This is a genomic window from Pseudomonas sp. Larv2_ips, from assembly GCF_963879675.1.
GTDB lineage: Bacteria > Pseudomonadota > Gammaproteobacteria > Pseudomonadales > Pseudomonadaceae > Aquipseudomonas.
In genome coordinates, this window is sequence record NZ_CAWOAW010000006.1 from 19860 (window position 1) to 35706 (window position 15847).

Consider the following 15847-nt stretch of genomic DNA (forward strand, 5'->3'; position numbering starts at 1 on the left):
GATGCATCCCAATGATGATGACCGCACCCAGTTCATGCCGCGCCCGGGTGGCCGTGCGCCGGAACCTGCGCGTGCAGAGCCGGCGCCGCTGTCGGTGCCGGCCGCGCCGATCCTGACCGGCAAAAGCCAGGGCCTCAACCCGCTGGAAAGCGCCGCCGGCCCACTGTTGGCGCTGTTGACGCGCCTGCGCAACACCATCGCGCACCCGGCACCGGCCAGCCTGCGTGCGCAGTTGCTGGCTTACCTGCGCCAGTTCGAAGAGCGCGCCGAAGCCGCTGGCGTGGCGCGCAACGAAGTGCTGCTGGCACGTTACGCGCTGTGCACCGCACTCGATGAGGCGGTGCTCAGTACGCCGTGGGGCAGCACCAGCGACTGGGGCAAGCAGAGCCTGTTGATCACGGTGCACAACGAAGCCTGGGGCGGCGAAAAAGTCTTCCAGTTGCTCGACCACTGCCTGCAAAGCCCGCGCGAGCGCCTGTACCTGCTGGAGCTGTTGTACCTGTGCATGTGCCTGGGTTTCGAGGGCCGTTACCGCGTAATGAACGACGGTCGCAGCCAGCTCGAAGCCTTGCGTGAACGCACCGCCGCCGCCATTCGCAGTGCGCGTGGCGAGCACGAGCGCGAGCTGTCGCCGCACTGGCGCGGCGTGACCGTGGCGCTTGATCGCCTGGCGCAATTCATGCCGCCGTGGATCGCCGTGGCGATCGGCCTGGCGCTGCTGCTGGCGTTGCTGTTCGGCTTGCGCATGAAACTGGCGTCGGATGCCGAGCCGGTGTTCAAGAATATTCATGCCCTGGGCGAGATCCCGGTGCAGGCCATCGACCGTCCGGTGGCGCAGCCCAAAGTCATCGAGCGGCTACGCCTGGCCGGTTTCCTGGCGGAAGACATCAAGGCTGGCCGCGTGGCGGTGGAAGACAAGGTCGACCGCTCCGTGGTGACGATCCGGGGCGATGAGTTGTTCGCCTCGGCCAGCTCCAGCATCGTCGATGACTATCAGCCGCTGATGCTGCGCATTGCCGACGCCATCCGCAAGGTCAAGGGGCAGGTGCGCGTCACCGGGCACAGCGATAACCGCCCGATTGCCACGCTGCGCTTCCCGTCCAACTGGGCGCTGTCCGAAGCCCGCGCCAAGTCGGTGCTGGAGATCCTGGCAGCCAAGACCGGCCAGGCGGATCGCTTCAGCGCCGAAGGCAGAAGTGACACCGAGCCTGTGGCGACCAACGCCACCGCAGAAGGCCGTGCCCGCAATCGTCGGGTTGAAATCACCGTATTGGCGGAGGGCGTCGAGTGAAGGCGTTTTTCAGTTTCATGATTCGCTGGGTGATTCCCGTGCTGGGCCTGATCGCCCTGAGCCTGATCATCTGGTTTGTGGGGCCGCTGCTCGATGTGCTGGTGCCGGAAGGGCGGCGCTGGGCGCTGATCGTTCTGGTGTTTGCGGTGTGGATTGCGTATCGCGTGTTCCGCATTATCCAGGCCCGCCGCCAGGCCGCCGAAGTGATGCGCAGCCTGGCCGCGGAAACCCCGGTCGACCCCAACAGTGTCGCCACCGCCGAAGAACTCACTACGCTGCGCCAGCGCATGGACGAGGCCCTGGCGCTGCTGAAAAAGGCCAAGCTCGGTGGCGATGAACGCCGCAACCTCTACGAGCTGCCGTGGTACGTGATCATCGGCCCACCGGGGTCGGGCAAGACCACGGCGCTGGTCAATTCCGGTCTGCATTTTCCACTGGCTGCGCAATTGGGTGCGGGTGCGGTGCGGGGCGTCGGTGGCACGCGCAATTGCGATTGGTGGTTTACCGACCAAGCCGTTTTGCTCGACACCGCGGGCCGCTACACCACCCAGGACAGCAACTCGACGGTGGACAAGGCGGCGTGGCTGGGCTTTCTCGACCTGCTGAAAAAGCAGCGCTCGCGCCGCCCGATTGATGGTGCGTTTATCGCCATCAGCCTCTCGGATTTGCTGCTTGGCACAGACGCCGAACGGGCCGCCCATGCGGCGGCGATTCGCTTGCGTATTCAGGAGCTGTACACCCAGTTGGGCGTGCGTTTCCCGATTTACCTGATGCTGACCAAGCTCGACCTGGTGCCGGGCTTCATGGAGTTCTTCGACAACCTGAGCAAGGAAGAGCGCGCTCAGGTGTGGGGCATGACCTTTGCGCTCGATGACGGCAAGCACAGCGACAGCCCGTTGGCGACGCTGCAAAGCGAGTTCGCCGGCCTTGAGCAGCGCCTCAACGAACGGTTGGTGGAGCGCCTGCAACAGGAGCGCGACCCGGCGCGGCGCGACCTGATCTACGGCTTCCCGCAGCAGTTCGGCGCGTTGAAAGATTGCCTGCAAAGCTTTCTCGAAGGCGTGTTCAAACCCAATGCCTTTGAAGAGCGCGTGCTGCTGCGCGGCGTGTACTTCACCAGCGGCACCCAGGAAGGCAGCCCGATTGATCGCCTGATCGGTGCCATGGCCCAAAGCATGAACCTGGACCGCCAGCACCTGGCGCGCCAGAGCGGCACCGGGCGCAGTTACTTCATCGAAAAACTCTTCACCGCCGTGGCCTTCGCCGAGCGCGGCCTGGTGGGCGTGAACCCCAAGGTCGAGCGTCGGCGCAAGTGGATCGCACGCGGCGTGCTGGCAGCCACCGTCGCTTTGGTGGTGGTGGTCAGTGGTTTGTGGTGGGTGAGTTATCGCGCCAACCAGGCGTATATCGCCCAGGTGGATCAGAAGGTCGCGCCGTTGGGCCAGGCCGTACAGAACCTCAGCCCGGCGCAACGCGAAGTGCTCGCCGTGCTGCCGTTGCTCAACGCGGTGAAGAGCCTCGCGGGTGATTCGCCAAGCTGGTCCGAAGGGCTGGGCCTGTATCAGGGCGACATGCTTGAAGCCGAATCCGCCAGCGTTTACCGCAAGCTGTTGATCGCCGTGTTTGCGCCTCGCCTGGTGACGCGCATCGAAGAGCAACTGCACGGTGGCGGCAATTCCGATTTCCTGTACGAAGGCCTCAAGGCCTACCTGATGCTCGCCGACGCCGAGCACTACGACCCGGACTTCATCAAGGCCTGGATCGCTCTCGATTGGGACCGCAACCTGCCGCGCGACCTGCCGGCCGATCAGCGTCAGGCGCTGACCGGGCACTTACAGGCGTTGTTCGAGCGCCACCCGCCAAACGCGCGCCTGGACCCACGGCTGATCGACGACCTGCGTCGTCAGCTGCAACAACTGCCGGTGGCCCAGCGCGTCTATGACCGGGTCAAGCGCCAGAAGCTGCCCGACGGCATCCCGGACTTTCGCATCAACGAAGCCGCTGGCCGCGATGCTGCGCTGGTGTTCAGCCGCAAAAGTGGCAAGCCGCTGGGTGAGCCGCTGAGTGGGTTCTTCACCGCCAAGGGGTATCGCCAGGCGTTCTTGCTGAGCAGCCTGAACCAGACCGGCACCCTCGCCGAAGAGCAATGGGTGCTGGGCCGTGAACAGGCCGACCAGCAGAACGTGGTCAGCCTCGCTGCGGACGTGCGCCGCTTGTACTTCCAGGACTACCAGCGCCAATGGGACGCCTTGCTCGCCGACATCGACTTCGTGCCGATCACCAGCGTGGCCCAGGCGGCCGATGTACTGCGGGTGATTTCCGGCCCGACCTCGCCGCTGAAAAAACTGCTGGTGGCCGTGTCCAAGGAAACCGATCTGCAAGCCGAAGAGCGCCAATTGGCCGCTAAAGGCGTGCCGGTGGAAGGCGGCGTCGACAAGCTCAAGGAGCGCCTCGGCAACCTGCTCGGCCAGGAACAACCGACCGCCAACGCGCCGGCTGCTGCGGATGACCCGGTCACCGCGCACTTCGCCGAACTCAACAGCATCGTCAGCAAGAATGAAGGCGAACCGGCTGCCATCGATGGCCTGCTCGCGGACATGAACGCGCTGTACGTGCAGGTCAGTGCCATGGTCGGCGCCAGTGGCGACGCCTTGCTTGGCGAGGCCAAGAACCAGGCGGCGGCTGCGGCCACGCGGGTCAGCCTGAATGCCGAACGCCAGCCGCCGCTGGTACAGGGCATGGTCAAGTCGGTGGTCAATTCCACCACCAACAGCATGATGGGCGGCGTGCGTAACCAACTGAACGCGGCGTGGGTCAGCGAAGTGGTCAACGTCTACCGCCAGTCGCTGGCCGGGCGTTATCCGATGTCGCCGGGCAGCGCTCGCGACGCCACGCTGGATGACTTCGGTCAGTTCTTCGGCGTGGGCGGGGTGATGGACAACTATTTCCGCAAGTACCTGCAGCCTTACGTGGACACGTCCGCGCAGACCTGGCGCTGGCAACCGGGCGCCGCGCAGAAGCTCGGGATTGCGCCAGGCGTGTTGCAGACGTTCCAGCGTGCGGCAGCGATCCGTGATGCGTTTTTCCGCGCCGGTGGTACGCAGCCCATTGTGCGTTTCGAACTCAAACCGGTGTCGATGGACCCGACCATCACCCAGTTCCTGCTTGATCTGGACGGCCAGCAATTGAGCTACGACCACGGCCCAAGCCGCCCGGTCGCCATGCAATGGCCGAACCCCGGCAGCATCGGCGTGGTGCGTATTTCGATCATGCCGCCATCGGCCAGCGGCCGTTCGGGCGTCACCCTGGACGGCCCGTGGGCCTGGTTCCGCTTGCTGGAACAGTCGGACCTCACCGCCGGCAATTCGCCGGACCGTTTCAACCTGCGCCTGCGGGTCGACGGCGCGAGCATCGCCTACGAGTTGCGCGCCAACAGCGCCTTCAACCCGTTCAAGAGCCGCGTACTCAGTGGCTTCAGCCTGCCGGAGCGGTTATGACGACGCTGGGTTTCTACGGCAAGTTGGCCAGCCGCGGTGACTTTGTCAGCCGCGCCTTGCCCCAGAGTTTTATCGGCCCCTGGGACAGCTGGCTGGCGGCAGGACTGCTCGCCAGCCAGAACAGCCTGGGCGGCGACTGGCTCAATGTGTACCTGGTCAGCCCGTTGTGGCGCTTTGTGCTGGCGCCGGGTGTGTGCGGGCCGGACGCGGCGGCGGGTGTGGTCATGCCCAGCATTGACCGTGTCGGCCGGTATTTTCCGTTGGCGGTGGTGGCGTTGCTCGATCACGACACCAACCCCGCATCGCTGGTGGGCGGGCCGGACACCTGGTTTGAGCAGGCCGAAGAGCTGCTGCTCAGCACACTGGATGCCGGCGCGACCTTTGAAGGCTTCAACGATGGCGTCGACAAACTCGGCATCCCGGCCAGTGAGCAACGCGCCGTGGACAGCCGCTTTGCCGGGCTGCAACGCGTTGCCGCCACCGTGCCCCACAGCCGCATGACCGCGCTCGCCGAACAGGCCTGCGAGGGCGCGAGCCTGTGGTGGGGGCGTGGCTCGCAAGTGATTTCCCCAGGTTTATTGCGGTGTCAGGGTTTGCCTGCCGCCGGCGATTTTGCGCAGTTTTTGCTCGGACAAGAAGGTGTGGTGTAGATGGGGGCGACGTTCAAATCCGCGAGCAAAAGCCATGTGGGCATGGTCCGTCAGGTCAATGAAGACGCCTGCCTGGACCTGCCGGAAAACCGTCTGTGGGTGGTGGCCGACGGGATGGGCGGGCATGCGGCGGGCGACTACGTCAGCAGCCTGATCGTCGACAGCCTGCGCGCTGTGCCGGTGGGGCGTTCCCTCGACGAATATTCGGCGGCCCTGCGCAATGACCTGATCCGTATCAACGCAACCGTGCGCGAAGAAACCGCCAACCGTGGCGTAACCATGATGGGCAGCACCGTGGTGGTCCTGGCCGCACGCGGCTTGCGTGGTGTGTGTTTGTGGGCCGGCGACAGCCGCCTGTACCGCCTGCGCGACGGCGTGTTGGAAGGTATTTCCCGCGACCACAGCTACGTGCAGGACCTGCAAGACAGCGGCCTGCTCAGCGAAGCCGATGCCCGTGTGCACCCTCGCGCCAATATCGTCACCCGCGCGATTGGCGTGGAGGCACAGTTGGAGGTGGCGGTGGTCGACCTGCTGATCGCTCCCGGTGACAGCTACCTGCTGTGCAGCGACGGCCTGAACAAGACCGTTGAGGATCATGAAATCCGCGAAGTGCTGGGCCATGACGCGCCGGATGAAATCGTGCGCAGCCTGGTGCACCTGGGCCTCAACCGGGGCGCGCCGGACAACATCACCGCCATTGTCGTGAAGGTTTCGCCATGAACATCGTGATTCCGGGTTATGACATCGAAGGCGAGATCGGCGAAGGCGCCATGGCCAGCGTGTACCTGGCGACCCAGCGTTCGCTGGAGCGCAAGGTGGCGTTAAAAGTGATGGCGGCGGCGCTGGCGGCGGACCCGAGTTTTTGCGAGCGGTTCCTGCGCGAGGGCAAGACCCTGGCGCGCCTGTCGCACCCGCACACGGTGACCATCCATGACATCGGCAACGTCGGTGAGCTGTATTACATGGCCATGGAATACCTGCCCAACGGCACGCTCAAAGAGCGCATTGCCGCCGGCCTGACACCGGAGCAGGGCGTGACGTTGATCCGCCAGATCGCCTCGGCGCTGGGCTACGCGCATGCCCAGGGCCTGGTCCACCGTGACGTCAAGCCGGCGAACATTCTGTTCCGCGCTGACGGCACCGCCGTGCTGTCGGACTTCGGCATCGCCAAGTCTCTGGATGACCGTACCCAGTTCACTCAAGCCGGGTTTGCCGTGGGCACGCCGAGCTACATGAGCCCGGAGCAGGCGCGGGGCCAGGAGATTGATGGCCGCGCTGACCTCTACGCACTCGGCGTGGTGCTCTATGAAATCCTCGTCGGCGAGTTGCCTTACACCGGCACCGATGCACTGTCCACGGCGCTGGCGCACCTGACCGAACCGCTGCCGGAACTGCCGGTGCACCACGGCCGTTATCAGGAGGTGCTGCGCAAGCTGTTGGCCAAGGACCCGGCGGAGCGTTTCCCGGACGCGGCGGCGTTGCTGCGCGCGCTGGACCAACTGCCGCCCGACTCGCCAGAAGCCACGCTGGTGCGGCCGCTGCCGATTCCGCTGAGCTTCGACCTGGCGGGCATGACGCCGGTGTCTATCGACATTCCGACCGACAAACCCCAGCCGCAGCCGGTGCGCCAACCGGTGGTGACGCCGACCCAACACAGCAATGTGTCCGAGCAGCGTCGCGGGCCGGTATTGGCCTTGGCTGCAGTCGCCGTGGCTGTCGCCCTTGCCATCGGTGGCGCGAGCTACTGGTGGTTGAGCCGCGGCGATACACCCGCGACGCCGCCCGCTGCGGTGGTGCCGAAAACGCCCGCGCCTCCTGAAGCAAAAACGGTTGTGGCCGATGCGGACGGCGGCCAGCGTCCCTTGCTGATGGCGGGCAAGAAGACCCTGTTCCAGCGTGTGCTGAGCAAGCCGGGCGCCAAACTGTCCCACGATGCCGGCGGCGCCTCCGACGAGGGGCTGCCGGCGTTTTCCGTGCTCTACGTTTACCAGCGCAAAGACGTCGATGGCAGCCCGTGGCTGCGTGTCGGTGCCGCCACCGATGGGCGCAGCGACGGCTGGTTGCCGGCCGCCCAGGTCAGCGACTGGAAACAAAGCCTGGTGCTCAAATTCACCGAGCGCTCGGGCCGGGCGCCAGTGATGTTTCTGCGCCAATCCAGCGAAGTGGAAAAACTGCTGGCCGATCCTGCGGCCGCCAAAGGCGTTCTGGCCAAGGCGCAGAAGAACAGCGAAGACAATCAACAGGTGTTGGCGCTGGAGCCGACGGCCAGTGCGGTGCCGCAGGACCAGTTCTACCTGCTGCCGATTTTCGACTCCAAAGAGAGCTTCGACGAAAACGGCCAGCCGGTGCAGTTGCTCAATGTGGCCTCTATCGACCCCGGCAGCAGCGCGGCTGCCAAGCCGGCCGCCCGAGCGATCAACACCAACGCCGACGCCTTCCGCACCGCCGTGGTGCTGGTGGTGGACACCACGGTGTCGATGCAGCCTTACATCGACCAGGTCCGCGACGTGGTGCACGAGCTGCAAACCCGCATCGCCGAGCGTGGTGAGCTGGACAGCGTGAGCTTCGGCCTGGTGGGTTTTCGCAACAGCATCAAGAAAACCCCAGGGCTTGAGTACGTCGCCAAGACGCTGATCAGCCTCGACCAGGGCCGCGACCCAGAGCGCTTCCTCGACATGGCGCGGCAGGTCAAAGCCTCCACCGTGTCCAGCCACTCGTTCAACGAAGACGCGTTTGCCGGGGTGATGCAGGCCGTGGATGGCATGGACTGGTCCGGCTACGGTGGGCGCATCATCCTGCTGGTCACCGACGCCGGCGCACTGCGCAAGAACGACCCGTTTGCCGCCACCCAGATGAACGAAGCCGAGGTGCGCCAGGCCGCGCTGGGCAAGCAGATCAAGATCTACGCCCTGCACCTGCGCACCGACGCCGGCAAGAAAACCCATGCCGGTGCCGAAACCCAATATCGCGTGCTCACCGCTGACGCCAACCCGCAGATCGGCGACCTCTACACGCCGGTGCCAGGGGGGGATGTGCGCAAGCTGGGTGAGCGTGTCGATGAGATCGGCAGTGTGTTCGCCAACCTCGTGCACCAGGTGCGCAGCAACACGCCGCAGCCGGTGCCGCTGCTGAGTGCCGCGCCGACCTTGGCCGACAAGTCCGCGGCCGTCGGCTACGCCATGCACATGGATTTCCTCGGCCGCAAAACCGCGAGCCAGGCGCCGCAACTGGTCAGCGCCTGGACCGCCGACCGCGACCTGACCAACCCGGCGCTGCCGGCGTTCCAGGTGTGCGTGATGCTGACCAAATTGCAGCTCAACGACCTGCAGCAGTCGCTGAAACTGATCGTTGATGCGGCGCGCAAGACCCAGACCTCGCCCAAGGATTTTTTCCAGGAAATCGCCAGCGCCTCGGCCTACATGAGCCGCGACCCACAGGCCCTGCGCAAGGGCGGCAACCTGGCCGAAGGCGGCATCCTCGGCGAATACCTGGAAGGCCTGCCGTACCGCAGCAAGTCGCTGAACATGACCCAGGACTTGTGGTTGTCGTTGAGCGTGGCCGAGCAGGAAGACTTTATCGACGAGCTGGATTCGAAAATCCGCCTCTACGAAACCTTTCACAATGATGTGGCCAACTGGGTCCGTTTCGGCGATGCCGAGCCGGGCGATGCGTTGTACCGCGTGCCCTTGTCGACGCTGCCGTGATGCTGAACTTGAGCGCAGTGCACAAAAGCCGCGGCGTTGGCAGCCAGCGCTACAGCCTGGTGATTCCGGCGCTGGCGCTGCGCGCGGGTGAGCAGTTGGCAATCGTCGGGCCGAGCGGCTGTGGCAAAAGCACCTTGCTCGATGTGCTGGCGCTGGTGTTGGCGCCGGATCAGGTTGGCCGGTTTGAATTTGATCAGGTCGATGTCGGCGCTCTGTGGCGTGCCGATCAGCAGTCGACGTTGGCCGCGTTGCGCTGCACGCACTTGGGCTACGTGCTGCAAACCGGCGGCCTGCTGGGTTTTCTCGATGTGCGCAGCAATATCGCCTTGTCCCGCCAACTGCTGGGGCTCAAGGACGACGGCAGCGTCGCGCGTCTGGCCGAACAGTTGGAGATCAGCGATCAGTTGGGCAAAAAACCGACTGCGCTGTCGGTGGGCCAACGCCAACGCGTGAGCTGCGCCCGTGCACTGGCCCACGCGCCGCAACTGGTGCTGGCGGATGAGCCGACGGCGTCGCTTGACCCGCTGAACGCCGAACGGGTGATGCAGGCGCTGCTGGCCCAGGCCCGCGAACATCGCGCAGCCTGCGTGATCGCCACCCATGACGAGCCGCTGGCCCGCGCCAGTGGTTTGCAGGTGCGGCGCATCAGTTGCCGCCGTGACACCGACGGCGGCGTCACGGCCATCCTCGGGGAGGCGTGCTGATGCGCATCGGTCTGGTGGCGTCCCTGGCTTGGCAGGATTACCGCAACGACGCCTGGCTGTCGGCCTGTTCGGTGCTGGCATTGGTGGCCGTGATCGCGCCGTTGCTGGTGTTATTCGGCCTGAAATTTGGACTGGTTAGCAGTTTGACCGAACGCCTGGAGACCGACCCCGCAACCCGTGAAATTATTCCGTTGGGCGGCGGTCGATTCAACGCAGCGTTTATCGAGCAACTTGCCCAGCGTGGTGATGTGGCCTTTGCCGTGCCGCGTACCCGCCAGATTGCGGCGACCGCGCAGGTGGGCACGCTGACCCTGGAAATGCTGCCGACTGCAGCGGGTGATCCGCTGCTCGTGGGGTTGCCGATGCCTCGGGGCCTGGACCAGATCGTGCTGAGCCACACCGCCGCGGAAAAACTCGCGGCGCGGCCTGGCGATTGGCTGGAGACCAGCTTTGCGCGGCAGGTAGCAGGGCGCGTCGAAGCCCAACGTACGCGGTTGCAGGTGCTGGCGGTGCTGCCGCTGGAAGCGTTTGCGCGGGACGGTTTGTTTGCCGATTTGCGCCTGCTGGAAGCAGCGGAAGATTACCGCGACGGCCGCGCGGTGCCGGCGTTGAGTTGGGACGGTGACGCGGTCGGCGCGACTGAGCAGCGGGTTTATCCGGCGTTTCGTCTGTATGCCCGCCACCTCGCCGATGTGGAGCGGTTGCGGGTGTTTTTCGCCGGGCAGAACCTGTTGGTGTCGACCCAGGCGAACGCCATTGCCCAGGTGCAGTCGTTGAGTCGCAACCTGTCGATCGTGTTCTGGATCATTGCCGGGTTGGCCTTGGCGGGCGCATTTGCGGCGATCTTCGCCGGCGTGTTGGCCGCCGTGGCGCGCAAGCGTCGGGAATTGTCGGTGTTGCGCCTGCTGGGGTTTTCCACTGCCGGGCTGTTGCTGTTTGTGGTGGTGCAGGCGCTGTACAGCGCAGGGTTTGCCGCAGTGCTCAGTGCCGGGTTGTATGGCCTGGCCGAGGCGGGTTTGAATAAATTATTCGTGCAGGTGCCGGGCGAATACGCCAGTCACCTGTTGGCGCCTCATTACGGCCTGGCCCTGGCTGCAGTCCTCGGCGTCAGCGCCGTGGCGGCGGCCTGTGGCGGTTGGCGAGTGGCGCGTATCCAGGCTTCTGAAGGAATCAGAGATGTATAAGTTACTGGGCGCCGCCATGGCGCTGAGCTTGGCTTCAATGGCGTGGGCGGATGAGGCGAGCGACAAACTCGACAACCCCAAACCGTTGCCCGATGACGTGAGCCTGCCGCTGCCATGCGAAGGCAACATGGTGTTCCGCTACGCCTATGTGCTGGCCCAAGGCACCCTGGATGACCGCGAGATCAGCCTCGGTTACCCCTTTGCCGAGGGTGAGGCGGGTTATCAGCAGTCGTTTATTTCCGGCTACCGGCGCGACTTTATCAACGGCCAGTTCACGCTCAAGGATTTGCCCAAGGACTGGAACGCGGTCATTGCGCCCTTGATGCCGAAGACCGACGCCAAAACCCCGCTCAAGCCGATGCTGTACTTCATCGGCAAGTACGAAGTCACCGCACGCCAGTATGCCCAAGTGATGTCCCAGGCACAGTCGCTGGCCAGTGGTGAGCCGGCGCCAGCGTGCGATGCGCCTACCGGCATGGCTGCCCGCTTGCCCAAGGTGAAACTCTCGCGCTTTGAAGCCGAGCGCTTCTCGGCGGTGTACAGCGCCTGGTTGATGAAGTACCACCGCGACGTGCTGCCGGTCAGTGGTCGTGGGTCTTCGGCCGAAGACGGTGGCCTCGGTTTTGTGCGCTTGCCCACCGAAGTGGAATGGGAATTCGCCGCGCGTGGTGGCCAGGCAGTGAGCCGGCAGGACCTCGAAGGGCGGCTGTTTCCGCGGCGTGTCGAAGGCAGTGAAAGCGACGGGCCGCTGGGTGATTACGCGGTGTTCAACCAAGTCGCCGGCGGTACAGGCCAGGCGGCACGCCTGATGCCCATCGGCACCAAATTGCCCAACCCGATCGGCATGTTCGATGTGATTGGCAATGCGGCGGAAATGGTCCAGGAGTCGTTCCAACTGGTGCACGCCGGGCGCCGCCAGGGCACCTACGGCGGCTTTGTGGTCAAGGGCGGCAACTATCTGGAAGGCGAGGGCACGCTGTTCACGGGCATGCGCCGCGAGTACCCGCTGTTTGCCGCCGACGGCACCGAGCAGAGCAACGAGACCACCGGTTTTCGCGTGGCGATAGGTGCGTTGTCTGCGCCGCGTTCGCGCTACAAGGAGCTGTTCGCGCAGTGGCAGAAAGAAGGCCGCCTGGCCTCGCTGACCGACGCCATCGACGACGCCCAGGACCCGACCAAGCGCCTGGACAGCATCATCGCCGCCAGCGTCGATCCCAAGCTGCAAGCCGAACTGGGCCTGGTCAACGAAGAACTCAAGCGCAACGTTTCGCTGATCGCCCAGCAACGCGAAGAGGCGGCGGGCAACCTGATTCAATCGGCCGCGCTGGTGGCCGAGACCATCAGCAACTACAACATCCGCCTGATGAACTTGCAGAAGAGTCGCCAGCAGGCTCTGGACAACAAGGACGCGGCGAGTGCGCAGCTGTTTGCCACGGCCATCGACAATGGCCGCAGCGCGCTCGACGGCGCGGTGGCGATCTACATCGATAACCTGGCCACCGGCACGCGCTACACCGACGCGGTGATCCAGGCGCAGTTTCAACGAATCAAGGAAGAGTTGGATCGCAAGCCAGTGCTCGGCAAGAGCCTGGTGACGCGCGCGACACTGTTCGTTCGCCATGTCGGCAACTACCGCAAACAACAGCGGGCCGACCCGGCAACGATTTTGAAGGAATTGCTCGCAGCGAGCGGTCAGCGGTCTTGATCGCTGGTTGTATGGCGAGCTTGGAAGGGACTCAGGCGGCGGTGGGCCGTGCTGGGCAAGTCAAACTTAACAGAGAACACACCTATGCTTTTTTCCCGTAAGGCGGTTTCCAAGCGTCACTTGCTGCTGATCGCGGCTGGTTTCAGCACCGTGTTGACTGGCTGCGCCACGTCGCCGGCGTCCAAGGTCGCGTCGAGCACCAAGGTCGAGTACTACCCGAACTGCTACGAGCCGGTGCAGCACTTGCGCGCGACCGACTCGGACATGACCAAGTCGGTTGTCACCGGTGCGGCCATCGGCGCTGCCGGCGGTGCTCTGCTGGGCGCGCTGACCGGCGACTCCGACAAGCGCGGCCGTAACGCTGCCATCGGCGCCGCGGGCGGCGCCCTGGCGGGTGGCGCGGCGGGTTACTACACCGAGCGTCAGAAGCAGATCAGCGATGACAACCAGCGCATTGCGTCCTACGCGGCTGACGTCAACAAAAGCGCTTCCGACATCGACCGCAGCACCGCATACGCCAAGGCGTCCCAGCAGTGCTACCAGAGCGCATTCACCAAGCTGGTGGCTGACCGTAAAGCCAAGACCGTCAACGACACCGAAGGCCGCAAGCGCCTGGCGGAAATCGTTTCCGGCCTCAAGGAGTCCAATGACCTGATCGTCGCGGTCAACGGCAAAGCCAGCGAAGACCTGAACAACTACACCCAGGCGTACGAGCAAGACCTGCAACAAGTGGGTGTGCAGCGTGCCGACGTCGTGACCGTGGCCACCGCTGATACCACGCCGGTGGTGACGCCGGCCAAAGGCAAAAAAGCCGTCAAGCCGGCGAAAAAAGCAGCGCTGCCGACCGTGCCGAAAGAAGCGGTCGCCACCGAAAAAACCATCCAGACCGCGCAGACCAAGCAAGCTGAAAGCAAGCAGGTCGCCAGCGCTGGCAAGGCGCAGATCGAAGGCACTTGCCGCGATCCAAACCTGGCCGACTGGGCGCCGGTGCCTTGCCCTAACGTTTAAGTAACATGTTGCTATAAGCGTTAAACGCCAGCCGATCTCCCGCTAAAGCGCGAGATCGGTGGCGTTCTTCCAACAAATCGTTACACTGCTGCGGCCACTTAATAATGATACCGAGGCCGTGTGCATGAAATTTCGTCTTCTGCTGTGGGTGCTTGGCCTGATGATGGGCAAAGCCAGTCGCACCAATCCTGCTTTCCAGCAACAGCTGGGTGACAAAGACCTGGCGTTCCAGTTGCAGACCCTCGACGGCAAGGTTGCCCGTCACTTCATCGTCAAAGACCAGCGCATCACCAGCCGCTCAGGGGTTCACCCGCAACCTGCGTTTGCTATCGCCTTCAAAGATGCCGCCTACGGCTTCGCCACGATGCAGGCGAAGAACAAGCAACTGGCGTTCATGACAGGGATTCAGGACAAGTCGATCCAGATCAAGGGCAACCCGGCGCTGGTGATCTGGTTCCAGGGGCTGACCAAGTATTTGAAGCCGAAGAAAAAGAAGAAGGCCTGAAGGGTTTCTTCAGGGGTACCGAGTTGAATTCATCGCAGGCAAGCCAGCTCCCACAGTTGACTGCATTCCAGGGTTGGAACTCGGTCAACTGTGGGAGCTGGCTTGCCTGCGATAGCGGTTTATCAGGCGACAGCGTCAGCCCTGGCTGAACTGGGATGCCAGTTCACGCAACAGCACCTCGGCATCCAGTACTTTGCCGACCACTTCCTCGGCCTTGTCACGGCTCAAGCCCAAACGCTCAAGCAGTGCATCCGGAATCGCCTCATCCGGCCCGGAGCCAATGCCACGGCTGCGCAACAAGCGCACCGCCAGGCACACCAGGTTCGGGTATTCGGCATATTGCCCATCGTAGGTCGGGTCGTGCTGGAAGCGCAGGGCGGTGGACAGTTCGTCCGGCATGTCCCAGTAGCGCATCAGCCAGGCACCGATCTGCTCGCGGCTGATGCCCAGCAAGTGTTGCTCGACATAGCTGTGGCACAGGTGCGGGTTGACCTCCAAGTGACGGCAGATCAGCGAGAAGTGCGGCGGAAACACGTGGGCCAGCAGCAGATAACCGAAGTTATGCAGCAGGCCGGCGAGGTAGGTCAGGCCGGCTTCCGGGCGCTGGGCGCGTGGCATGGCGCGGGTCAGGCCTTCGATCACGGCGGCGGTGTAGATCGACTGGTGCCAGTACGGCGTGGACTGATGCGGGTGGTCTTTGGGCAGGCTCAAGGTTTTACCCAAGGCCAGGCCCAACGCCAGGTTGATCACCAGATCAAAGCCCAGTACGCGCACGATGGCGTCTTCAACTGAACGAATTTTGCCTGGCGAGGCGTAGTACGGCGACGCGGCCCAGCTCACCACTTGGGCGGCCAGGGCGGGGTCGGTTTCCACTACGCCAGTGATGTCATCGATGGTGGCGTTGGGGTCGACGCGTAGCTTGATGATCTTTTGCGCGGTATCGGCCAGCGGTGGAATTTCGATGGTCGCTTCCAGGCGTTGCTGGATACGGCGGGCGGTGAACGCCTGCATCGCCTGGGTGATTTCCTCGCGGTCATCATTGGGGCGGTCGAGGTTCGGGCGAATGTTGCTCAACGGCTCGCCGAACTGCCCGGCGCTGGCTTTGGTGAGCATGGTCTTGAAGTCGCTGCTGGCAATTTCCAGCAGCAGCCCGGCTTCGCCTGAATGCACCAGCAGGCTCGGTTCGCTCAGCAGGCTGCCTTCGTACAGGCAGGGCGAACTGGTCAGGGCCGGCAGGCCTGGCAGCAGGCTCAACTCGTGCTTGGCTAACATACGCTCGATGCGATCCGGCGATACTGCGGTAAGGCGGCGGCCGGTGAGTTCGGCGAGTCGGTTGAGGTCAAGCAATTGGCTCTGCGGGAACAGCACCATGAGGGCGCCAACGGCATCTTCCAGCAAGACCGCCTGGACCTTTTGCGCGGGATTCAGGCCAGCCTGTTCGGCGACTTCCGTATAAGGAATGGCGAGCTTTGCGAGCAGAGCCCGAATGACCGGCGGGGCGGTCAGTGGGGCTGTGGCGAGGGCTACTTCTGACATGGCCTGATCCAATTTCTTACAGTCACCGAAGTATAACCAGCTTGATACAACTGTTGGTTGGAT

The 15847-nt window shown here is 64.1% G+C and carries 11 protein-coding genes; 10 read left to right on the top strand and 1 reads right to left on the bottom strand.

Annotation, left to right across the window (positions count from 1 at the left end):
• Position 1: 1 nt before the first annotated feature.
• The 10 genes from AACV02_RS01410 to AACV02_RS01455 all read left to right on the top strand — a co-directional run bounded on the left by AACV02_RS01410 (position 2) and on the right by AACV02_RS01455 (position 14248).
• On the top strand, positions 2–1291 hold the full coding sequence (locus tag AACV02_RS01410; RefSeq protein WP_119737194.1) for a DotU family type VI secretion system protein: 1290 nt from the start codon (positions 2–4) through the stop codon (positions 1289–1291).
• The gene (gene tssM, locus AACV02_RS01415) at positions 1288–4788 is read left to right on the top strand and encodes a type VI secretion system membrane subunit TssM (protein ID WP_119737196.1); all 3501 of its coding nucleotides are present in this window, start codon (positions 1288–1290) and stop codon (positions 4786–4788) included. The genes AACV02_RS01410 and tssM overlap by 4 nt, the downstream gene beginning before the upstream one ends.
• Positions 4785–5438, top strand: coding sequence for a type VI secretion system-associated protein TagF (tagF, locus tag AACV02_RS01420; protein ID WP_106575877.1), 654 nt, complete (start codon positions 4785–4787; stop codon positions 5436–5438). Before tssM ends, tagF begins: the two co-directional genes overlap by 4 nt.
• Positions 5439–6158, top strand: a complete 720-nt coding sequence (locus AACV02_RS01425) for a PP2C family protein-serine/threonine phosphatase (RefSeq protein WP_106575876.1) — start codon at positions 5439–5441, stop codon at positions 6156–6158.
• Positions 6155–9142, top strand: a complete 2988-nt coding sequence (locus AACV02_RS01430; RefSeq protein WP_119737198.1) for a serine/threonine-protein kinase — start codon at positions 6155–6157, stop codon at positions 9140–9142. Before AACV02_RS01425 ends, AACV02_RS01430 begins: the two co-directional genes overlap by 4 nt.
• Entirely contained in the window at positions 9142–9846 is a 705-nt protein-coding gene (locus tag AACV02_RS01435) for an ABC transporter ATP-binding protein (RefSeq protein ID WP_119737200.1), read from the top strand. Before AACV02_RS01430 ends, AACV02_RS01435 begins: the two co-directional genes overlap by 1 nt.
• Complete coding sequence (locus AACV02_RS01440; protein WP_119737202.1) at positions 9846–11030, top strand: ABC transporter permease; 1185 nt, start codon at positions 9846–9848, stop codon at positions 11028–11030. Before AACV02_RS01435 ends, AACV02_RS01440 begins: the two co-directional genes overlap by 1 nt.
• Positions 11023–12735 carry a formylglycine-generating enzyme family protein gene (locus AACV02_RS01445; RefSeq protein ID WP_119737204.1) on the top strand — a complete coding sequence of 571 codons (1713 nt, stop codon included), beginning with the start codon at positions 11023–11025 and terminating at the stop codon, positions 12733–12735. The genes AACV02_RS01440 and AACV02_RS01445 overlap by 8 nt, the downstream gene beginning before the upstream one ends.
• Before the next feature lie 84 nt (positions 12736–12819).
• On the top strand, positions 12820–13743 hold the full coding sequence (gene tagQ / locus AACV02_RS01450; RefSeq protein ID WP_106575871.1) for a type VI secretion system-associated lipoprotein TagQ: 924 nt from the start codon (positions 12820–12822) through the stop codon (positions 13741–13743).
• A gap of 124 nt (positions 13744–13867) precedes the next feature.
• The gene (locus AACV02_RS01455; protein ID WP_119737206.1) at positions 13868–14248 is read left to right on the top strand and encodes a helicase; all 381 of its coding nucleotides are present in this window, start codon (positions 13868–13870) and stop codon (positions 14246–14248) included.
• Positions 14249–14383: 135 nt separating this feature from the next.
• On the opposite strand, the gene AACV02_RS01460 is transcribed toward AACV02_RS01455, so the two are convergent.
• Positions 14384–15784: an aminoacyl-tRNA deacylase and HDOD domain-containing protein gene (locus tag AACV02_RS01460; protein WP_119737208.1), complete on the bottom strand. Its 1401-nt coding sequence runs from the start codon at positions 15782–15784 to the stop codon at positions 14384–14386.
• Positions 15785–15847: the final 63 nt, after the last annotated feature.